General features: G+C 70.0%; 18 protein-coding genes. 9 read left to right on the top strand and 9 right to left on the bottom strand.

Annotated features, from left to right (window positions below; translation table 11 throughout):
• Nucleotides 1-19 precede the first annotated feature (19 nt).
• Nucleotides 20-973, top strand: a complete 954-nt coding sequence (locus ACFWYW_RS02585) for an NADP-dependent oxidoreductase (protein WP_379609272.1) — start codon at nucleotides 20-22, stop codon at nucleotides 971-973.
• A 339-nt stretch (nucleotides 974-1,312) separates the two neighbouring features.
• Nucleotides 1,313-1,720: a PASTA domain-containing protein gene (locus ACFWYW_RS02580; RefSeq protein ID WP_379609271.1), complete on the top strand. Its 408-nt coding sequence runs from the start codon at nucleotides 1,313-1,315 to the stop codon at nucleotides 1,718-1,720.
• A gap of 607 nt (nucleotides 1,721-2,327) precedes the next feature.
• On the opposite strand, the gene ACFWYW_RS02575 is transcribed toward ACFWYW_RS02580, so the two are convergent.
• Nucleotides 2,328-2,537, bottom strand: coding sequence for a hypothetical protein (locus tag ACFWYW_RS02575; RefSeq protein ID WP_379609269.1), 210 nt, complete (start codon nucleotides 2,535-2,537; stop codon nucleotides 2,328-2,330).
• Between the two features lie 391 nt (nucleotides 2,538-2,928).
• Here ACFWYW_RS02575 and ACFWYW_RS02570 point away from each other — a divergent pair, with 391 nt between their 5' ends.
• The 4 genes from ACFWYW_RS02570 to ltrA all read left to right on the top strand — a co-directional run bounded on the left by ACFWYW_RS02570 (nucleotide 2,929) and on the right by ltrA (nucleotide 8,561).
• Nucleotides 2,929-4,347, top strand: a complete 1,419-nt coding sequence (locus tag ACFWYW_RS02570; RefSeq protein WP_379609268.1) for an alpha-L-fucosidase — start codon at nucleotides 2,929-2,931, stop codon at nucleotides 4,345-4,347.
• Nucleotides 4,344-5,744, top strand: a complete 1,401-nt coding sequence (locus ACFWYW_RS02565; protein WP_379609267.1) for an alpha-L-fucosidase — start codon at nucleotides 4,344-4,346, stop codon at nucleotides 5,742-5,744. Before ACFWYW_RS02570 ends, ACFWYW_RS02565 begins: the two co-directional genes overlap by 4 nt.
• Nucleotides 5,745-5,810: 66 nt before the next feature.
• A complete protein-coding gene (locus tag ACFWYW_RS02560; protein ID WP_379609266.1) occupies nucleotides 5,811-6,119 on the top strand; it encodes a hypothetical protein in 309 nt (102 codons plus the stop codon).
• A 687-nt stretch (nucleotides 6,120-6,806) separates the two neighbouring features.
• Nucleotides 6,807-8,561, top strand: a complete 1,755-nt coding sequence (ltrA, locus tag ACFWYW_RS02555; RefSeq protein WP_379609265.1) for a group II intron reverse transcriptase/maturase — start codon at nucleotides 6,807-6,809, stop codon at nucleotides 8,559-8,561.
• A gap of 502 nt (nucleotides 8,562-9,063) precedes the next feature.
• On the opposite strand, the gene ACFWYW_RS02550 is transcribed toward ltrA, so the two are convergent.
• The 5 genes from ACFWYW_RS02550 to ACFWYW_RS02530 form a co-directional block, all read right to left on the bottom strand.
• Entirely contained in the window at nucleotides 9,064-9,993 is a 930-nt protein-coding gene (locus ACFWYW_RS02550) for an RNA polymerase sigma factor RpoD/SigA (RefSeq protein WP_379609264.1), read from the bottom strand.
• Between the two features lie 109 nt (nucleotides 9,994-10,102).
• The gene (gene hutI / locus ACFWYW_RS02545) at nucleotides 10,103-11,233 is read right to left on the bottom strand and encodes an imidazolonepropionase (protein ID WP_379609263.1); all 1,131 of its coding nucleotides are present in this window, start codon (nucleotides 11,231-11,233) and stop codon (nucleotides 10,103-10,105) included.
• A complete protein-coding gene (locus ACFWYW_RS02540; protein ID WP_379609262.1) occupies nucleotides 11,230-12,555 on the bottom strand; it encodes a formimidoylglutamate deiminase in 1,326 nt (441 codons plus the stop codon). Before ACFWYW_RS02540 ends, hutI begins: the two co-directional genes overlap by 4 nt.
• Nucleotides 12,546-13,700 (bottom strand): allantoate amidohydrolase, encoded by a 1,155-nt coding sequence (locus ACFWYW_RS02535; protein ID WP_379609261.1) that lies wholly within the window; start codon nucleotides 13,698-13,700, stop codon nucleotides 12,546-12,548. Before ACFWYW_RS02535 ends, ACFWYW_RS02540 begins: the two co-directional genes overlap by 10 nt.
• Before the next feature lie 26 nt (nucleotides 13,701-13,726).
• Nucleotides 13,727-14,413, bottom strand: coding sequence for an SDR family oxidoreductase (locus tag ACFWYW_RS02530; protein WP_379609260.1), 687 nt, complete (start codon nucleotides 14,411-14,413; stop codon nucleotides 13,727-13,729).
• Between the two features lie 55 nt (nucleotides 14,414-14,468).
• On the opposite strand from ACFWYW_RS02530, the gene ACFWYW_RS02525 reads away from it, so the two are divergent.
• The 3 genes from ACFWYW_RS02525 to ACFWYW_RS02515 are packed head-to-tail and all read left to right on the top strand — an operon-like array spanning nucleotide 14,469 to nucleotide 16,707.
• Nucleotides 14,469-14,999 (top strand): PadR family transcriptional regulator, encoded by a 531-nt coding sequence (locus ACFWYW_RS02525; RefSeq protein WP_379609259.1) that lies wholly within the window; start codon nucleotides 14,469-14,471, stop codon nucleotides 14,997-14,999.
• A gap of 8 nt (nucleotides 15,000-15,007) precedes the next feature.
• Nucleotides 15,008-15,961, top strand: coding sequence for an ATP-binding cassette domain-containing protein (locus tag ACFWYW_RS02520; protein WP_379609258.1), 954 nt, complete (start codon nucleotides 15,008-15,010; stop codon nucleotides 15,959-15,961).
• Entirely contained in the window at nucleotides 15,958-16,707 is a 750-nt protein-coding gene (locus tag ACFWYW_RS02515) for an ABC transporter permease (protein ID WP_379609257.1), read from the top strand. The genes ACFWYW_RS02520 and ACFWYW_RS02515 overlap by 4 nt, the downstream gene beginning before the upstream one ends.
• Here the strand turns inward: ACFWYW_RS02515 and ACFWYW_RS02510 are convergent, their stop codons facing one another.
• From ACFWYW_RS02510 to ACFWYW_RS02500, 3 genes are all read right to left on the bottom strand, one after another.
• The gene (locus ACFWYW_RS02510) at nucleotides 16,708-17,523 is read right to left on the bottom strand and encodes a MurR/RpiR family transcriptional regulator (RefSeq protein ID WP_379609256.1); all 816 of its coding nucleotides are present in this window, start codon (nucleotides 17,521-17,523) and stop codon (nucleotides 16,708-16,710) included.
• Nucleotides 17,524-17,767: 244 nt separating this feature from the next.
• Nucleotides 17,768-19,417 carry a urocanate hydratase gene (hutU, locus tag ACFWYW_RS02505; protein WP_379609255.1) on the bottom strand — a complete coding sequence of 550 codons (1,650 nt, stop codon included), beginning with the start codon at nucleotides 19,415-19,417 and terminating at the stop codon, nucleotides 17,768-17,770.
• A gap of 62 nt (nucleotides 19,418-19,479) precedes the next feature.
• Complete coding sequence (locus tag ACFWYW_RS02500) at nucleotides 19,480-19,905, bottom strand: hypothetical protein (RefSeq protein WP_379609254.1); 426 nt, start codon at nucleotides 19,903-19,905, stop codon at nucleotides 19,480-19,482.
• Nucleotides 19,906-19,924 lie beyond the last annotated feature (19 nt).

Genomic DNA, 19,924 nt, shown 5'->3' with positions numbered 1-19,924 from the left:
CATCACAGAGGAGATTGTCATGAAGGCTCTGCAGTTCGACCGGTTCGGTTCCCCGGACGTGATCGTGCTCCGTGACGTTCCGAAGCCGGAGCCGGGACCCGGCCAGATCCGGATCGCCGTGCGGGCGTGCGGCCTGAACCCGGCCGACTGGGCGGTGGTCGACGGCCTCCTCGCCGACCGGTTGCCGCCGCTGCCGCGCGGGCTCGGCTTCGAGGTCGCGGGCACCGTCGACGCGTTCGGTGAGGGCGTCACCGGCGTCGAGGTCGGCGACCGCGTGTTCGGCCCGGCGACCTTCGACGGCCCGACGGCCGGGGCCGCCGAGTACGCGCTGATGCCAGCTTGGGCGCGCATTCCCGAGAGCGTCACCGCCGAGCAGGCTGCCGCGCTGCCGATGGCGGCCGAGACGGCGTGGCACGCGCTCGACGACCTCGGCGTCCAGCCGGGTGAGTTGCTGCTCGTCCACGGCGCGGGCTCCACGGTCGGCGAGGCCGCGGTGCGCTTCGCGCTGCACCGGGGTACCCGGGTGATCGCCACCGCCGGGCCCGCACGGGCCGCCGCCCTGGAAAAGATCGGCGCCCAGGTGACCGGCTACGGCGACGGCATGACCGAACGCGTCGCCGCCCTGGCCGGCGGCCGCGTCGACCGTGCCCTGGACACGGCCCCGACCGGCGGCCGGATCGACCGCCCCGACCAGACCAGCCCGGCCGGCGGCTCACTGCCCACCCTCATCAAGCTGACCGGCGACCCCGACCGCGTCCTCACCGTCTCCGACTTCGCCGCCGCGGCCGAACTGGGCACCCGGGTCACCCACATCGAAATGCGCTACGACCGGCTGGACGAGTTCGCCCGGCTGGCCGGCGAAGGTGTCCTGGCCGTATCGGTCGCCCGCACCTACACCCTCGACCAGATCCACGAGGCCGCCAAGCTCAGCCAGTCCCGTCGTCCCGGCGGCAAACTCACGCTCGTCCTGTGATCGCCTCACCGCCTGCGCAGGCGATCCCGCAACCGAACAAGCACTGAGCTACCCAATATCCACAACAACACGAGCAGCGGCGATGATGATCAACTCCCGCTTCCCGGCATTACAGACCCTGCGCGGTGCCGGACCGAGATCTTGGCGATATCGCGCGGTACGCGAAGAGCTCACCAGAGTGCTTCGAGGACTGCTGATAGGTCAGGGCCGTACACCTCGGGGGGAGAATGTGGCCTTCCCAGATCCATGTCCGGGTTGTCCGCTCAGAAAGGCGGTGTCAACCGGCTCGCATCCGTCGCGGGACACACTGCGGGCCTACCCCAGGCAAGGAGTGCGTTCATGCGAATGCCCCTGATCTCGATCGCCATGCTCACCCTCGCGTGCGCCGCCTGCTCATCCCCCGGTACGGCAGGCCTCCCGGCACCGGCGCCCGCCACGACCATCACCTCACCGTCCAGCCCTGCCCCGGCTCCCCCGGCGCCGTCCCCGACCCCCTCACCAGAACCCCCGGAACCGCCGGCCGCGAGAGCGAAGATCCCCGACGTCGTCGGCATGAACCTGCAAGCCGCCCAGGACACCATGCAGGCCGCCGGCTTCTACTTCCTCGACGACCAGGACGCCACCGGGCAGGACCGGCTGCAGATCTACGACCGCAACTGGGTCGTCACCAGGCAGACACCTGCCGCGGGCCGCAAGGCAGACCCGGCGACCCGCATCACCCTGTGGGCCAAGAAACACGGCGAATAGGCTCACTGATGCCACCGAAAACGATAACTCTCCGTAATCAAGCTTAGGGTGATCGGCGCAGTTCAGCGCCTTTGCGGCAGGCGGCCGGGTCGGCTTCGGTGGCCAGACGGGCGGAGGTCTCCTCGCCGAGGCGGACGTAGCGGCCGAGGCTGGCCAGGTGCTGGTGGCGGGATTTGGCCTGGAACTCGGGCGCACTATGCCCGGCCTCGGCGAGGTGCAGCAGGGCGGCTGTGGCGCAGTTGGTGGAGCGTCCAGTCTTTCTGGTGCGTGTCGAGTTCGGCGCTGGCCTGTCTGAACGGGTATTCGGCGCGCGGGCAGGACAAGCGGCCCCGTCCTGTTGCCGGGCAGATGTCGGTGACCGCGAGCATCCGGGAGCCGGCGGAGGGGCCAGTGCGCGTACTCGATCGCGCCGCCCTTGGACACCACGTGGGCGCGGCGGAACTCCAGGTCCAGATCCTCGATGTTCAAGATGAGGATCTCCTCGGCGCGAGCCGCCGTCTCAAACAGCATCCGCCACAGCAGGCGCTCACGCAGGGCGTGGGAGGAGTCGGTGAACAGGGTCTCCAGCGCGGACAGGTGACGGCCGCCGCAGTGTTCCATTGCGCCATCACCGGGCGTAGTCCTCGGCCGCCAGCTCCCTGGTGGGCCGCGGGTCGGCCAGCGCGGTCAGGCTGGTGAGGGTGGCGGCGTAGTCGGCGCGAGTGGCGGCGGCCTGCACCTGGTCGAGGAAGGACAGGAAGCCCTCGTGCTGCTCGTCGCTGTCGGCGCAGGCGCTGACGATGCGCGGGTTGAGCAACACGATCGGCTCGGCATCCACACCGGGCCAAGCCCGTGCCCTTACCGACTACATGGTGCTCGTGTACCCGCTGCAGCGCGGCGAACAGGGCGTCGATCACCTCCCCGAGCGGCGAGCACCGGTCACGATCATGGGCCCACCGAGGTCGCCATCCGCCTTTCTCGTGTGCCACTCACTTTTCGGGAGCACCGCAGGGCGACGATATCAAGCGACATATTCTCCGCTATATAACACCTATATACCTGGATGCTGGCAACGTTGAGGCGAGGTGCGTATGTGCAGGTGGTAGCCGAGTTTATATAAAGCTTCGTATGGAGTTATTTGCGTATGGAGCTTTTTGGACGCTAGCCTCGAAGGGTCGGTTCGCGAAATCTGCGAACCATTCTCCGCTCGCCAATGAAAGGGCACACATATGTCTGCTTCCCATTCCGAGACGGCCGGCCGCGCCGTACCCGGATGGTTCGACGAGGCAAAGCTAGGCGTCATGATCGTGTGGACCCCGGCGGCGGTCCCGGCGTTCGCACCGCTGTTCCCCGCGGCCGAAGCCTGGGAGCAGATGACCGAGGACGAGGCCGCCGTCCTGCTGCGCGACGGCCTGCCGTTCGCGGAGATGTACCTGAACCAGATGCACGTCCCGACCAGCGCCGTGGCCGCCCATCACGCCGAGCGCCACGCGGGCGTCTCCTACGACGACTTCGCCGCCGAGTTCAGGGCCGGGATGCACCGGTGGGACCCGCGCTCGTGGGTGGAACTCTTCGCCGCCGCCGGCATCCGGTACGTGGTGCTGACGGTCAAGCACCAGGACGGCTTCCTGCTGTGGCCCAGCGCCACCCCGAACCCGCACAAGAAGGACTGGCAGGCCGAGCGGGACCTCGTCGGCGAACTGGCCGAGGCGGTGCGCGCGGCCGGGATGAAGTTCGGGGTGCTCTACAGCGGCGGCCTCGACTTCACCTTCACCCCGCCGCCGGCTGCCGAGGACTACGAGAACCTGCCCGCCGCCATCGCCGACAACCCCGGCTACGCCGCCTACGCCGACGCGCACTGGCGGGAGCTCATCGAGCGCTACCGGCCGTCGGTGCTGTGGAACGACGCCGGCTACCCGGCCGCCGCCCGCATGGACGAGATGGTGTCCTGGTACCGCGAGCAGGTGCCCGGCGGGGTGATCAACGACCGCTTCGGCCCCACGCCGGCCGGCTCGGAGGAGGAACTCGCCGACTTCGCCACCCTGGAGTACCAGCGGGACTACGCCACCGACGCACCCGAGGGCCGCAAGTGGGAATCCTGCCGCGGGCTCGGCTCCTCCTTCGGCTACAACCGGCAGGAAACCGACGCCAGCATGCCCGACGCTGCCGAGCTGATCCACGAGTTCGTCGACTGCGTCGCGCACGGCGGCAACTTCCTGCCCGCCGTCGGCCCGACCGCCGCCGGGCAGGTGCCGTGGATCCAGGCCCAGCGACTGCTCGCACTGGGCTGGTGGCTCAAGACCAACGGACCCGCCGTGTACGGCACGCGTCCCTGGACCCGCGTCACCGGCACCACCGGCGACGGCCTCGACATCCGCTACACCCAATCACCGGACGCGGTGCACGCCATCGTGCTGGGCGTCACCAACCGGCCGGAAGTGGAGTTGGACGTGCGCGCCGAACCCGGCGCCGAGATCACCCTGCTGGGCGGCGGCTCGGACCCGCTCACCTGGGAAACGGCCGCGCACGGCATCCGGGTCCGCCTGCCCGAGACACCCGACGCCCAGCCCGCTCTGACCTTGCGCATCAGCCCCGCCACCTCCGTTCAGCCTGCCTCTGTCCAGCCCGCCGTTCAGGAGGCCGAATGAACAGCCACCACACCGCCGCCCGCACCACCCCAGCCTGGTTCGACGAGGCCAAACTCGGCATCTTCATCCACTGGAACCCCGCCGTCGTACCCGCCTACGCGCCGGTCCCGTCGGTGCACCCGGTCGATGAGATGATGGCCTACGACGAGTCCGGCGTGCAGGCCATGCGCCGCAACCCGTACGCGGACATGTACTGGAACAGCATGAACATCCCGGGCAGCCCCACCGCCCGTCACCACGCCGAGCACTACCCCGGCCTCGACTACGACGACTTCGTCCGCGTCTTCCGCGAGCAGGTCCTGAGCGCCTTCGACCCCCGGCCGTGGGCCGAGCTGTTCGCCCGCGCCGGCGCCCGCTACGTGGTGCTCACCACCAAGATGGACGACGGTTTCCTGCTGTGGCCCAGCGCCACCCCCAACCCGCACAGGAAGGACTGGCAGTCCACCCGCGACGTCGTCGGCGACCTCGCCGAGGCGGTACGCGAGCGCGGCCTGCGCTTCGCCACCTACTACTGCGGCGGCCAGGACTGGACCTTCACCGGCCTGCCCCTGGCCGACATCGAGGCGTTCATGAACGGCTGCCCACCCGGCCCCGCCTACGCCGCCTACGCCGACGCCCACATCCGCGAACTCACCGACCGCTACCAGCCCTCGGTGCTGTGGAACGACTACAGCTACCCCGCCGACTCCGACGTACCCGCCCTGTTCCGGCACTACTGGGACACCGTGCCCGACGGCCTGGTCAACAACCGCTTCGCCCCACCCGGCACCGACCCCGGCAACGACACCTCCGGCATCCACTACGACTTCCTCACCCCCGAACAGACCACCGCAGGCCACTTCCCCGGCAAATGGGAGGCGTGCATGACGCTCGGCACCGCATGGGGCTACAACCGGATGGAACCCGCCTCCACCCACCTAAGCGGTGAGCAACTCATCCGCACCTTCATCGACGTCGTCGCCCGCGGCGGCAACCTGCTCATCAACGTCGGCCCCACCGCCGCCGCGACCATCCCCTGGATGCAGGCCGAACCCCTCCTGGCCCTCGGCTGGTGGCTGGAAACCAACGGCGAGGCCATCTACGCCACCCGCCCCTGGACCAAGACCAAGGGCTTGACCGGCGAAGCCCTCGACATCCGCTACACCCAATCCAACCACCCGTCCGGCGGCGCCGTACACGCCATCGTGCTCGGCACACCCACGCGACGCGACGTCGAACTCGACGTCCGCCTGGACGGCGGCGCCCGCGTCAGCCTGACCGGCCACGGCGCCGCCCTGCCCTGGGAAGAGACCCCGATGGGCGTGCGCATCCAGCTACCCGACCAACTCGACCCAAGGCCCGCCCACAGCCTGCGCCTCGAACCAGCCAACCACGTCCACCCCCACACCGAAACCTGACCCGGCCCCAACCTTGCTGTCGCGCCAAGCCGCGTCACCGACGGCCTCACCCACACCAGCCCCGCCGTGTTGCCGCTTGAGATCAACCGTGCGCTGCCGGACGCGGTGATCACCGTCTCCGGTACGGCGATCATCGAGGCGATGGCGGCCTGCTTCACCTATCCGAAGACCGTGGTCGAGCCGAGCGGCGCGTGCCGCACTTGCAGCCTGCACGCCGGAGCGGCTCGCCGCGATCGTCTAACAGGGGGCCGTCCCCGCCGGCGATCCGCTCCGGCGCGCTTCCGGCGCTCCCGTGAACAACCCTTCCGGCAGTCCGATCGCCTTGACCCGTTCCAGCTTGACGATCTCGGCCAGCAGCGCGTTTTCCTCCGGTGACATCTACCCTTGCGACATGAGGTCGCACGTGGCGAGTGACTACGTTGAAGGAGGATCGATCATGTCGGGAACGTAGTCCAGGTCAGTGTTCGAGACCTGTCCTCACCCTGACGTGCGTCGCGGGTAACTGCGGGGTGCGGAGCTCAGGGGAAAGCCCAAGGGCCGCTGCCCGTCCGGTGGCCACAGGCGAGAGGAAGGCTGGGAGGGGCGAATGATCCTGAATTCTCGCTGATGCCTCGTCATGTCAACGCTCCGGGACGGAAGGCTAGACCGGAGTGCCAGGGACCAGCCGTTGAGAGACGGCAGGCGGCGGTCGGAGAGGGTTTTCGGCCGTGAGAACACCGCCGTCCCCGGGGTACAGAGGACGCCCGGCCCCAGCCGTGTCTCGCGCGTGCGGAACATGGAAACCCCGTCGGGGTCCGCGCCTGGATGGTCAGGCGTGGTAGGCCGACCGTGAGGAGAGCTGAACTCCCCGGCGGGAACAGGATGCCCAAGAAGCGAATGCCGGTGGCCGAAAGGCAGCGGGAAACCGAGACGGACAAGGCCGCTCCTCCAGCGGATGGTCTCGGATAACCGGCCGGATACCGGGCCTGGTGCCCGGCCCCGAAAGGGAGCTGACGTGGGCAGGTGAGCCTTTGACGATCACGCGCCGGATCCGCCGGCACCGAGGGACAAGTTGGACGCCGTATGGTGAACGGACCCGAGGGCCCGCCCCTGGACATGGATGCCGATCGGTGGGAACGCATCGATTGGCGCAGCCAGGAGGAGCAGGTAAGGCGGCTGCGGAGCCGAATCTTCAAGGCGGTTCAGGAAGGGGACTGGCCCGAGGCCAGAAACCTGCAGAAGCTGATGCTGCGCAGCCGGGCCAACACGCTCATCAGCGTGCGCCAGGTGACGCAGCGCAATGCTGGCCGCAAGACCGCGGGCATCGACGGGGAGGTCGCGCTGACCTCCGAGGCCAGGGCCGATACGGCGATGCGCGTGCACGCCACGATCGGGTCCTGGAACCCGCGCGCGGTCAGGCGGGTGCACATTCCGAAAGCCGGTAACGCGGCGAAGCTGCGCCCGCTCGGCATCCCAGTGATCATGGATCGGTGTCACCAGGCACGGGTCCGCAACGCGCTGGAACCCGAGTGGGAAGCCCGGTTCGAGCCCCGATCCTATGGGTTCAGGCCGGGCCGGAGCTGCCAGGACGCGATCGAATCCATCTTCCAGGCCACCAGCCGGAAACTGGCGAAACGGCTCTGGGTGCTGGACGCGGACCTGGCGGCGGCCTTCGATCACATCGACCACTCCCGGCTGCTGGAGGCCATCGGATCCTTCCCCGCCAGGGACCTGATCCGAGATTGGCTGAAGGCCGGGGTGTTCGAGGCAGGCAAGGAATTCTCACCCACCGACGAGGGCACACCCCAAGGTGGCGTGATCTCCCCGTGCCTGTTAAACATCGCGTTACACGGACTGGAGGAGGCCGCCGGGGTCCGCTACCACACCGGCTCACGGGCCGGTGAAACGGTGGCGGGCTGCCCGATCGTGGTCAGATACGCCGACGACATGATCGCGCTCTGCCACAGCCAGCAGCAGGCGCACCAGGTCAAGGCACGACTTGCCAAGTGGCTGGGGCCCAGGGGTCTGGTCTTCAACGAGGACAAGACCCGCATCGTCCACCTCCGCGAAGGGGTGGAGTTCCTGGGCTTCCACATCCGCCGCTACCCCAACGGCAAGACACTGACCAGGCCGAGCAGCACGGCGGTTAAGCGGCTGAAGCTGCGGCTGGCGACCGAGACGCGCAGCCTGCGCGGCTCGAACGCCAAGGCGGTCATCGCCCGGCTCGACTCTATCGTGCGGGGTTGGTCCGCCTACTACCGCAGCGTGGTGTCGTCCAGGACGTTCGCCGCCCTGGACCACTACGTCTGGCAGCTCACCTTCAAGTGGGCCACCTACAACCACCCGAACAAGCCGACGCGCTGGATCGTCGACCGGTACTTCGGCACGTTCAACAAGTTCAGGAACGATCGATGGGTATTCGGCGACCCGGACACGGGTGCCTACCTGCCCAAGTTCGCCTGGACCAACATCGTCCGGCATCCCCTCGTCCTGGGCAGGGCATCTCCCGATGACCCCGCCCTGGCTGAGTATTGGGCCCGGCGGCGCACGCGGGTCAAGCCTCCGCTGGATCGGTATACGTTGCACCTGCTCACCAGGCAAGACGCGCGCTGCCCGCTCTGCGGAGACCACCTGCTGACCGCCGACCAGCCACCCGAGTCCCCCGACCAATGGACACGCTGGTGGCAGCATGTCGCCCGGCGCGCGATAGCAGCCGACTATCTCGTGCACCACGGGCGGCCCGGGTCACCGGACGGTGACCAGACCCGCCTTGTTCACGCCTCCTGCCACCGGAGCTATCTCGCCCGGCGTCGCAGGAGCCCAGCACAGCGAACCTGAACCGGCCCTTCGGGGCTTGCTTGAGCCGTGTGCCGCGAGGAGTGGCCCGCACGGTTCTGAGGGGGCCCCGGTGCAGCAATGCACCGGGGCTACCCGGCGAGCGGTGCGCCGAATAGCTTGGGCGATGGCAGCACGGGCCCGATGCGGCCCATGGCATCGGAGATCCGGAAGTTCAATGGGCGGTACTCAATCCGCCCGGAGACAACCAGGTTGAGATGTGAGCACCCAAACGGCTCCAGATCTTGCTCAACCTCCGGGCATCGAGAGGCCGGGCGCCGCCCCAGAGCAACGAAAACCCCTTGCCCGGGGACACCCAACCGGCCCACACCCCAAGCAGTGCGGGTGGCAGGAGCTGGGAGGCCACCTAGCCGGGCAAGGGGTGGGGCCCAGAAAGCAGGGCGCCCGGAGCGAAGTGGAGGCCCGACAGGGGTCGAGCTTCAGCTCGACTGGAGAAAGCCTGAGCCCCAAAGCGCGAAGCGCGCCAAAGGCGATGACCTTGCCTTTAGGCGGCAGCCATCTTGCGGAGCCGGGCCAGCGCGTCCCGCTCGATCCGCCGGGCCCGGTCTCGTCCGATTCCGTAGCGCTCGCCGACCTCGGTCAGCGTGTGCTCGCGCCCGTCCACCAGCCCGTATCGCCACCGCAGCATCTCGGAGGTGTCGCCCTCAAGGTCGGTCAGCCACTGGTCCAGCCGCTCACGCTCAAGGATCTCGATCGCCTGCTGCTCCGGGTCCGCCCACGTCTCGTCCGCGATCATGTCGCCGAGCTCGGTCTCGTCCTCGTCACCGACGCCAAGCTGCAGGGAAACGGGGTCGGACGCCCACCGGCGCAGTTCGCGAACCCGCTCGATGGGCAGTTCAAGCACCTGAGCGAGGTCGTCATCAGTGGGCTCGGTGTCGAACTCGGCCAGCATGTCGCGCCGTACCCGCATCAGCCGGGTCATCTGCTCCCCGGCATGCGTGGGCAGCCGTACGGGGCGAGCCTGTTCGTGAATGGCCCGTCCCACCGACTGCCTGATCCACCACGTGGCATACGTCGAGAACTTGTACCCCCGCTGGTAGTCGAACTTCTCCACCGCTCGCACCAGTCCCAGGTTCCCCTCCTGGACCAGGTCGATCAGCGGCATCCCCCGCCCGGAGTACTTCCGGGCAACCGCCACGACCAGCCGGAGGTTGGCCTGGATGAACTCGTCCTTCGCCCGCTGTCCCGATATCGCCAGCCGTTCGAGCTCCTCGTCGGCGACGTCCCCGATGCGGGGCTCCGAGCCTCCGCTGTCGAGGAGTTGCTCGGCGAAAAGCCCCGCTTCGATCCGCTTGGCGAGCTCGACCTCCTCCTCGGCGGTGAGCAGCGGGACCCGGCCTATCTCCGCCAGATAGGTTCCGAGCAGGTCGCGTTCGGCGACCTCCTGCGTGCGACTCCCCGTAGGCCTTGCCATCCCCAGGCACCTCGTTCCCGCAGCTGCGTTCTATACCCGGCCAACGTGTGGTCCGAAGCAAAGATTCCCTAAACAGGTACGCCGCTGGGATGGTTCTGGTTGTCCTCCTTCAGGAGGAGACGGCCGCTACCAAGGGTACGCCCGGGCGGTATGCGAGGTGCACATACGAGGGTGCGTCGAGGGTCACGTAGTCCGCGCGCGACCCCGGACGCAGCACGCCGACGTCCTCTCGCCGGAGCGCGCGGGCGCCGCCGTACGTGGCCGCCCTGATGGCTTCCAGTGGCGTCATCCTCATCTCCCGTACGGCCAGCGCGACGCAGAACGGCATCGACGAGGTGAACGACGAGCCGGGGTTGCAGTCGGTCGCGATGGCCACGGTGGCCCCGGCGTCGATGAGCCGCCGCGCGTCCGGGTACGGCGAGCGCGTCGAGAAGTCCGCCCCCGGCAGCAGCGTGGCCACGGTCCCGGACGAGGCCAGCGCGTCCACGTCCGCGTCCGACAGATGCGTGCAGTGGTCGGCGGAGGCCGCCCCGAGCTCGACGGCGATCCGCACGCCGGGCCCCTCGGTGAGCTGGTTGGCGTGGACTCTGGGCAGCAGCCCGGCCTTGATGCCCGCGGTGAGGATCTCCCGCGTCTGGTCGCCGTCGAACGCGCCGCGCTCGCAGAAGACGTCCACCCATTTCGCGTACGGCGCGCAGGCCGCCAGCATCTCCCCCGCCACGAGCCGCACGTAGTCGTCGGCGTCCACCCCGGCGGGCACCACGTGCGCGCCCAGGTAGGTGGTCTCGTCGACGAGCCCGGAGGCGATCTCCAGCGAGCGCCGCTCGTCCTCGACGCTGAGCCCGTAGCCGCTCTTGATCTCGACGGTCGTGGTGCCCTGACGGCGCATCTCGGCGAGGAGCGCGGCGGCGTGCGTGGCCAGTTCGGCGTCACTGGCGGCGCGCGTGGCGGCGACGGTGGTGCGGATGCCCCCGGCCGTGTACGGCTGGCCGGACATGCGCGCGTCGAACTCGGCGGTACGGTCACCGGCGAAGACCAGGTGGGCGTGGCTGTCCACGAAGCCGGGGATGACGCAGCGCCCGGCGGCGTCCTCGCGCTCGTCGGCCACCGGCGCCTCGGCCGCGGGCCCGGTCCAGACGACGCGGCCGTCCTCGACGACCATGGCGGCGTCCGCGATCTCCTCGCGGGCGGGGTCGCCCGTGTAGAGGAGGCCGATGCCGTCGATCAGTTTCGCGCTCACCGCAGGGCTCCTATCGCCTCGGCCAACATCTGACCGACATTTCCGGAAATGTGGTGGCCGTCGGCCACGATCTGGCGGCCCGAGGAGACCACCGAGAGCACGTCCGCGGCCGTCGCGGCGAAGACCACCGCTTCGGCTCCCGTGGCGCCGGCCGTACGGACGGAATCGAGGCGGACCGTGACGAGGTCGGCCCACGCGCCCTCGGCCAGCACCCCCGCGTCCGGGAAGCCCAGCGAGGCGTGGCCGGCGGCCGTCGCGGCCGTCAGCAGTTCTGCGGCGCGCCAGTGGCCGCGCTTCTCGCTGGCCAGGCGCTCGTCGAGTTCGACCGCCCGCGCCTCCTCGAACAGGTCGATCACCGCGTGGCTGTCGGAGCCGAGGGTGATCGGCGCGCCCTTGTCGAAGAGCGTCCTGGCCGGGCCGATGCCGTCGGCCAGGTCGCGTTCGGTGGTCGGGCACATGCAGACGTGCGTGCGCGAGCCGCCGAGCAGTTCGACGTCGGCGCCGGTGAGGTGGGTGGCGTGCACGGCGGTCGAGCGCGGGCCCAGCGCGCCGTGTTCGTGCAGGACCTGCACCGGCGTGGCCGCGTACCTCTCGACGCAGGCGGCGTTCTCGGCCCGCTGCTCGGAGACGTGGGCGTGCAGCGGCGCGGCGTGCCGGTGGGCGAACTCCGCGACCAGCGGCATCTGCTCGGGCGGCACCGCGCGTACCGAGTGGATCGCGGCCCCGGCCACCACGTCGGGCTGACCGGCGTAGTGCGCGGCCAGGTCCTCGGCCCGCCGGGCCCACCGCTCGGCGTCGCCGTCGCCGAAGCGGACCTGCGCGCCGGCCAGCGGCGTGCCGATGCCGCCGGTCAGGTAGCAGGTGTCGAGCAGCGTGATGCGCAGCCCGGCCTCGCGAGCGGCCCGCACGAGCGCGTGTCCCATCGCGTTGGGGTCGGCGTACGGGCGCCCGCCGGGGGCGTGGTGCAGGTAGTGGAACTCGCCGACGCAGGTGATCCCGGCCATCGCCATCTCGGAGTAGACGGCGCGCGCGAGGGTCAGGTAGGAGTCGGGGTCGAGCCGGGCGGCGATCTCGTACATCTGGTCGCGCCAGGTCCAGAAGTCGCCCCTGCCGGTCTGGGTGGCGGCGCGCAGCGCCCGGTGGAAGGCGTGGGAGTGGGCGTTGGCCAGCCCCGGCACCGTGATCCCCGGCAGCCGCCGCGCGCCGGGCGGCGGCGGGCCCTGGGTGACGGCGGCGATGCGCTCGCCGGAAACCTCGACGATCACGCTCTCGGCCGCGCCGGTGGGCAGCCACGCCTGCTCGCACCAGTAGGTCAGCGGCACAGGTCCTCCAGGACATGGGCGAGCGCCTCGACGCCGGCCGCGCAGTCGGCCTCCTCGGCGTGCTCGGCGGGCGAGTGGGAGATGCCGGTCGGGTTGCGCACGAACAGCATCGCCGACGGCACCCCGGCCGAGGCGAGGATGCCCGCGTCGTGCCCGGCCCCGGTCGCCAGGACCGGTACGTCTCCGGCCGCGGCGGCGACGCGCGCACGCAGGGTCTCGTCGAAGTCGACCACCGGCGTCCAGGACTCCTCGCTGACCTGCTCGCCCGCGCTCAGTTCCGCCACCAGCGCCCGTACCGCGCGCTCCCAGGCGCCCCTGGCGTCCAGCCACGCCGAGACCTGCCCCGGGATGGCGTTGGCGTTGTTGGGCGAGACGCGCACCTTCCCGAACGTCGCGACCACGCCGTAGCGGCGCGCCGCCTCACGGGCGGCCAGCACCTTGGCGGCGTAGGCGAGCATCGGGTCGTCGCGATCCTCCAGGCGCGTGGTGCCCGCGTGGTTGGCCTGGCCGCGGAAGTCGAAGCGCCAGCGTCCGTGCGGCCAGATCGCGCTGGCCACACCGACCGCCCGGCCGCGGTCGACCAGCCCTCTGCCCTGCTCGACGTGCAGCTCGACGAAGACGCCGACGTGCCCGAGCGTCTCCTCGTCCTTCCCCAGCCCGTACGGCTTGCGCCCCGCCGCGGCCAGCACCTCGGCCAGTGTGCGCCCGTCGTCGTCGGCCAGCCCCCTGGCCCGGTCGGGATCGAGGACGCCGGTCAGCAGGCGCGAGCCCATGCACGGCACCCCGAACCTGGCGCCCTCCTCGTCGGTGAAGCAGGCGATGCCAAGTGGCCGGCCCGGCTGGAATCCCCGCTCCTTGACCAGGTCGAGCGCCTGGAAGGCCGACACGACTCCGAGGGGGCCGTCGTAGGCGCCGCCCTGCCGTACCGAGTCGAGGTGGCTGCCCGTGACCACGCCCGGCGTCACCGACGGGTCGCCCCACCACGCCCAGAGGTTGCCGTTGCGGTCCTCGCGCAGATCGAGGCCGCGCCGGCCCGCCTCCCCGGCGAACCATTCCCGCAGCTCCAGGTCCGCGGCCGACCAGGCGTCCCGGACATAGCCGTTGGTCGCGGGATCCCGCCCGATGTGCGCAAGTTCTCCAAGCATGGGGTCACTCTAGTGAATGAATCCATTCATAGGACAGGGCCGCTCCGGGGACGGAGAATGAGATCGGTCAGGTGGGCGTCGGCGCCCGCGGCGACGGCGCCGAGAACCGCCCCGGCCACGGTCTCCGCGGCCAGGTACTTGTCCGGCTCGAACGCGCCGCCCTCCTGCTCGCGGACCGAGCGCTGCATGTCGGTGGCCACCCGGCCGGGATAGAGGCTGGTGACGCGGAGCGCGGGCTCCTCCTGGCGCAGGGCGTCGGCGAAGGCGCGCAGCGCGAACTTGCTGGCGGCGTAGGAGGCCCAGCCGGGGTTGGCCCGCTGACCGGCGCCGGAGTTGACGCACACGACGTGGCCTTCGGCGGCGCGCAGGGCGGGCAGCAACAGGCGGGTCAGCTCGGCGACGGCCACCACGTTGATCTCATAGGTGTCGCGCCAGACGCTCGCCGGGGTCTCGGCGATGCGGGACAGCTCCGCCACGCCCGCGCTGTGCACGAGCACGTCCAGGCGCTCGACGTCCGGCAGGTCCGCGGCCCGCAGGCCGGTCAGTTCCACCGGCCACACCCGGGCGCCGGGAAGGTCCGCGGCCACCTCGGCCAGGGCCTTCTCGTCGCGTCCGCCGAGGATCAGTCGGTGGGTCGGCGCCAAGGCCCGCGCGACGGCCGCGCCCACCCCGCGAGAAGCCCCCGTCACCAGCGCGATCGGTCGTTCACTCATGCCCGTCACCCTAGCCACCCTTGACACGCACTCAAATTTGAACTCAAACTTGAGCATGTCTTCGACGCGTGTACTCATCCTCGGCACCCTGCTCGACGGCCCGCTCAACGGCTACCAGGTCAGAAGGCAGCTGGAGATGATGGGCGCCGACTTCTGGGCCAACGTGGCCTACGGGTCGATCTACCACGGGCTGTCGAAGATGGCCGACGAGGGCCTGCTGGACGTCGTCGAGAGCGGCAAGGGCGGCAAGACCGTCTACGCGCTCAGCGACGACGGCCGCTACCAGTTCTTCCATCTGCTCATGTCGTTCTGGAGCGAGATCAAGCCCATCGTGGACCCGTTCCAGGTCGCGATGACGTTCATGGACCGGCTCAGCAAGCCCGAGCTGCTCGGCGCCCTGCGCGGCAGGAAAGAGCAGCTCACGATGGCGATCGCGATGACCGAGCGGGCCCTGGGCACCAAGCGGGGCGCGGGCGCGCCCCGGCACATCGACGAGAACCTCAAGCTCAACATCGGCATGCTCAAGGCCCAGCTCGCCTGGTGCGAGGAAGCCGTGAAAAAGGTGGAAGCCGACGAGCTTCCCTGAGGAGAACAATGATCATTCAAGCTACGGACTTAAGGAAGACCTTCACCACGAAGAGCAGAAAGGGCGTCCAGACGGTCGAGGCCGTCAAGGGCGTGGACCTCGCGGTGAAGAAGGGCGAGATCTTCGGCGTGCTCGGCCCCAACGGGGCGGGGAAGACGACCACGATCAGAATGCTCGCCACGTTGATCGTCCCCGACGCCGGCCAGGCCGTCGTCGCCGGTCACGACCTGCTCAAGGACCCCGCGGGGGTACGGCGCAACCTCGGCTACGTCTCCCAGGCCGGCGGCGTGGAGGAGGGCAACAGCCCGCGCGCGCAGATCGTCTTCGCGGCCAAGATCTACGGCGTGGCCGACCCCGGCCGGGCGGCCGAGGACGTGCTGCGCCGGTTCGACCTGCTGGAACTGGCCGACCGGCCGGGCCGTACCCTGTCGGGAGGCCAGAAGCGGCGGGTGGCGATCGCGCTCGGGCTGGTGCACGCGCCCCCGCTGCTCTTCCTCGACGAGCCCACCACCGGCCTGGACCCGCAGAACCGCGCCAACCTCTGGGACCGCATCCGCGAGCTACGCGAGATGGGCACCAGCGTGCTGCTCAGCACCCACTACCTCGACGAGGCCGACGCCCTGTGCGACCGGCTGGCGATCGTGGACCACGGCGTGGTCGTGGCCGAGGGCACCCCGTCCGATCTCAAGCGCGAGGTCTCCGGCGACGTGGTCACCCTGCGCCTGGACGAGCTCGACCGCGCGGCCGAGGCCCTGGGCCCGCTGGCCCGCGCCGCCCGCGTGGACGAGGACGTGCTGCGCGTCTACCTCGACGACGGCGAGCACATGCTGCCCGCCCTGCTCAGGCGGCTCGAAGAGGAGCGGCTGGAGCTGCGCTCGATCGCGCTGGACCGCTCGACGCTCGACGACGTCTTCCTCGCCAAGACCGGACGCTCGCTCAGGGACACGGGAGCCGCCGTATGATCCGCGACACCTCGCTCTTCTTCGCCTACGAGGTCAAGAACACGCTGCGCAACCCGATCTGGCCGTTGTTCGGCATCATGCAGCCGGTCATGTACCTGCTGCTCTTCGCCCCGCTGTTCGCCGGCATGGGGTTCGCCGGTGATCTCGGGCAGGCACTGACCAGCTTCGCCCCCGGCATGCTGGTGATCACCGCGCTGTTCGGCTCGATGGGCGTCGCGTACGGCACGATCTACGAGATGCGCAGCGGCGTCCTGGAGCGCATCGCGGTCAGCCCGACCCGGCGTCCGGCGATCGTCCTGGGCCGGATGCTGCGCGACGTGGTCGTGCTGGTGATCCAGTCGGTCATCGTCATGGTGGTGGCCGTGATCATGGGCATGCGGGTCGGCCCCACCGGTCTGCTGCTCATGGTGCTGCTGCTGGCGCTCACCGGGCTGTTCTCCTCCGGCGTGGCCTACGGCCTTGCCCTGAGCCTGCGCGACGAGAACGCCATGGGACAGATCATGCAGTTCTTCGCGCTGCCGCTGATGCTGCTGTCGGGCGCGCTGCTGCCGATGGCCTTCGGGCCGGGCTGGCTGGAGAAGGTCGCCTGGTTCACGCCCTTCTACCATCCGGTCGAGGCGGGCCGCGCGCTGTTCGCCGGGAACTTCGGCGACGTCAACGTGCCGCTGGCCTTCGCCATCATGCTCGGTCTCGCGCTGCTGACCGTGACCTGGTCAGTCCGCTCGCTCAGGCGCATAGCCGGCTAGTCACGACTCGGCGAATGTCCCGGTCTCCTCGGTCATCTTCTCGTACTCCTCCAGCCGTGCCTGGGTGCGCAGCGGCGCCGCGTCGGCCATGGCCTCGACCAGGGCCATGGCCAGCGCGAGCGGCGCGGCGTGGGAGTCGAAGACGAGCCGGTCGCCGACCGGGGCGTCGAGCACGACCTCGGCGGGAAAGTCCGGCCGGTCGGTGATGACCGCCGTCCGCAGCCCCGCCTTCTCGGCATATTCCAGAGCCTGTACGGCTTCCGCCGGATACCTGGGCAGCACGACCGCCAGCACCCACCCCGCGCCCGCGCGGCGCGCCGCGTGCAGCCCGTCGATCAACTCGGAACCGCCGTGGACCAGCAGCCGCACGTCGGGATGGATGCGGCGGGCGTAGTAGCCGAACGTGGTGGCGAGGCCCGACGACACCCGCAGCCCCAGCACCGGCAGCGGCTCGGTCGCGGCCAGCGCCTCGCCCAGCTCCTTGATCGGCAGAGCGCTCAGCCGCTCGCGCACGGCCGACAGGTTGCGGATCTCGTCGTCGAGGGCGGTGCGGATCAGCGTGTCCTCGGCGGGGCGCGGCGGCCCGCCCAGCACGAGCGGCCGCAGGGCCTGCTTGAGCTCGGGGTATCCGGCGAAACCCAGAACCATCGCGAACCTGGTGACCGACGGCTGGCTGACCCCGGACCGCTCGGCCAGTTCGACGCTGGACAGGAAGATCGCGTCATCGAGGTGCTCGGACAGGTAATGCGCGATCCGGCGCTGCACAGGCGACAGGCGCCGCCCGTCGAGCAGCGCCTCAAGCCCGGAATGCGTCACGCCACCTCCAACGCCGTCACTCATGCGATCCCATCCCGCGTATCCCGAAATGTGGGCACCACTTGGCCGGTCAGGCGGGCCTTGTGGCGGCGGGCGCCACGTCCGGCGTGAGAAGCGCCCGACGATCGGGCGCGACCCACGGCGGCGGGAGGCGGTGGTGCGGCGGAGCCGTAACGGATAAGAGACCCGCACATCAAGCGACGAGACCCCCGCACCAAGAGACGAGACTCTCGCATGGGGAGATTTACGACTCGCGCATCGGGATGCGGACGCCGCGCTCGTCGGCGACCGCGGCCGCCTCCTCGTAGCCCGCGTCGACGTGCCGCATCACGCCGGTGCCCGGGTCGTTGGTGAGCACGCGGCTGACCTTCTCCCTGGCCAGCGCGGTGCCGTCGGCCACGGTCACCTGGCCGGAGTGGATGGAGCGGCCGATGCCGACGCCGCCGCCGTGGTGGATCGAGACCCACGCGGCGCCGGAGGCGGTGTTGAGCATGGCGTTGAGCAGCGGCCAGTCGGCGATGGCGTCCGAGCCGTCGGCCATGGCCTCGGTCTCCCGGTACGGCGAGGCCACCGAACCGCTGTCGAGGTGGTCGCGCCCGATGACGATGGGCGCCTGGAGCTCCCCGCTGGCCACCATGTCGTTGAAGCGTTCGCCGGCCAGGTTCCGCTCGCCGTACCCGAGCCAGCAGATGCGCGCGGGCAGGCCCTGGAAGTGGACCTTCTCCCCGGCCTTGCGGATCCAGCGGGCGAGCTGCTCGTTCTCGGGGAAGAGTTCCAGGATGGCCTGGTCGGTCTTGTGGATGTCCTCGGGCGAGCCGGACAGCGCCGCCCAGCGGAACGGGCCCTTGCCCTCGCAGAACAGCGGCCGGATGTAGGCGGGCACGAAGCCGGGGAAGTCGAAGGCGCGGGAGTAGCCGGCGAGCTGGGCCTCGCCGCGGATGGAGTTGCCGTAGTCGAAGACCTCGGCGCCGGCGTCCTTGAAGCCGACCATGGCCTCGACGTGCTTGGCCATGGACTCGCGGGCCTTCTGCGTGAACCCCGCGGGGTCCTTCTCGCGGGCCGCCGACATGTCCTCGAAGGCGATCCCCTGCGGCAGGTACATCAGCGGGTCGTGCGCCGAGGTCTGGTCGGTGACGATGTCGATCTCGGCGCCGCGGGCCAGCAGGTCGGGCAGGGCGTCGGCGGCGTTGGCGACGACGCCGATGGACAGCGGGCGGCGCTCGTCGCGGGCCTGGTAGGCCAGGCGCAGCGCCTCGTCCAGGGAGGACGCCTCGACGTCGAGGTAGCGGTGCTCGATGCGCCGGGAGACGCTGCGCGGGTCGCAGTCGACGCAGATGGCCACGCCGCCGTTCATGGTGACCGCGAGGGGCTGGGCGCCGCCCATGCCGCCGAGCCCGGCGGTGAGCGTGATCGTCCCGGCGAGCGTGCCGCCGAAACGCTTGGCGGCCACGGCGGCGAACGTCTCGTAGGTGCCCTGGAGGATGCCCTGGGTGCCGATGTAGATCCAGGATCCGGCGGTCATCTGGCCGTACATGGTGAGGCCGGCGGCCTCCAGCCTGCGGAACTCCTCCCAGTTGGCCCAGTCGGGCACCAGGTTGGAGTTGGCGATGAGGACGCGGGGCGCCCACTCGTGCGTGCGGAACACGCCGACCGGGCGGCCCGACTGCACCAGCAGCGTCTCGTCGCCCTCAAGCGTGGTCAGCGTGCGGACCATCGCGTCGAACGAGGGCCAGTCGCGTGCGGCCTTCCCGGAACCGCCGTAGACGACCAGTTGCTCGGGGTGTTCGGCGACCTCCGGGTCCAGGTTGTTCTGGAGCATCCGGAGCGCCGCCTCTTGCGGCCATCCTTTGGCGGTCAGCGTGGTACCTCTGGGCGCGCGCACGACCCGGCTCATGAAGCTCTCCTCTGAGTGACACTGAATGAACATATTCACCTATGTCACTCGAAGAGTACAGGTCAGCAGTGATAGCTGGGAGTCACCTTGACGGCCTCGTTCCGCCCGGCGTCGATCACCGCGGAGGCGGCGATGCAGCGGCCCTTGCCGTACACCTTCACCGGACCGGCGTACTTGGCGTAATGGCCGTCGTCGTTGGCGATCTGGATGGACTTGCAGGAGAAGTAGTCGGAGGTCTTGTTCTTGCAGGTGTGCAGGGTGACCGACATCTGCTTGGTACGGCCCCAGTGGCTGCCGTAGGAGTCCAGGCGGGCGCAGTTGTAGCCGCTGGAGGGGTTGTAATAGATGTTCAGGTGGCCCTTGGTCGTGCCGCCTGAGGTCTTGACCGCGAGGTGCTCGATGCGGTTGCCCGCGCACTGACCGGTCGCGGCCTGAGCCGGGGCGGACCCGAGGACGGCGGCCGAACCGGCCAGCAGCAGGGCGGTCATTGCCAATCTCTTTACTCGC

The sequence above is a fragment of the Nonomuraea sp. NPDC059023 genome (assembly GCF_042740095.1).
Taxonomy (GTDB): Bacteria; Actinomycetota; Actinomycetes; order Streptosporangiales; family Streptosporangiaceae; genus Nonomuraea.
Note: the sequence above shows the minus strand (reverse complement) of the source record. Positions and strands in the feature narration are given on the sequence as shown.

Bases quoted from the DNA above. Each gene is read 5' to 3' on its own strand.
- hutU (WP_379609255.1), bottom strand. From the start codon at position 19,417: ATGAGCCGGGTCGTGCGCGCGCCCAGAGGTACCACGCTGACCGCCAAA.
- ACFWYW_RS02525 (WP_379609259.1), top strand. From the start codon at position 14,469: ATGTCTTCGACGCGTGTACTCATCCTCGGCACCCTGCTCGACGGCCCG.
- ACFWYW_RS02550 (WP_379609264.1), bottom strand. From the start codon at position 9,993: ATGGCAAGGCCTACGGGGAGTCGCACGCAGGAGGTCGCCGAACGCGAC.
- ACFWYW_RS02530 (WP_379609260.1), bottom strand. From the start codon at position 14,413: ATGAGTGAACGACCGATCGCGCTGGTGACGGGGGCTTCTCGCGGGGTG.
- ACFWYW_RS02580 (WP_379609271.1), top strand. From the start codon at position 1,313: ATGCGAATGCCCCTGATCTCGATCGCCATGCTCACCCTCGCGTGCGCC.
- ACFWYW_RS02500 (WP_379609254.1), bottom strand. From the start codon at position 19,905: ATGACCGCCCTGCTGCTGGCCGGTTCGGCCGCCGTCCTCGGGTCCGCC.
- ACFWYW_RS02565 (WP_379609267.1), top strand. From the start codon at position 4,344: ATGAACAGCCACCACACCGCCGCCCGCACCACCCCAGCCTGGTTCGAC.
- ACFWYW_RS02520 (WP_379609258.1), top strand. From the start codon at position 15,008: ATGATCATTCAAGCTACGGACTTAAGGAAGACCTTCACCACGAAGAGC.
- ACFWYW_RS02585 (WP_379609272.1), top strand. From the start codon at position 20: ATGAAGGCTCTGCAGTTCGACCGGTTCGGTTCCCCGGACGTGATCGTG.
- ACFWYW_RS02570 (WP_379609268.1), top strand. From the start codon at position 2,929: ATGTCTGCTTCCCATTCCGAGACGGCCGGCCGCGCCGTACCCGGATGG.
- ltrA (WP_379609265.1), top strand. From the start codon at position 6,807: ATGGTGAACGGACCCGAGGGCCCGCCCCTGGACATGGATGCCGATCGG.
- ACFWYW_RS02515 (WP_379609257.1), top strand. From the start codon at position 15,958: ATGATCCGCGACACCTCGCTCTTCTTCGCCTACGAGGTCAAGAACACG.
- ACFWYW_RS02535 (WP_379609261.1), bottom strand. From the start codon at position 13,700: ATGCTTGGAGAACTTGCGCACATCGGGCGGGATCCCGCGACCAACGGC.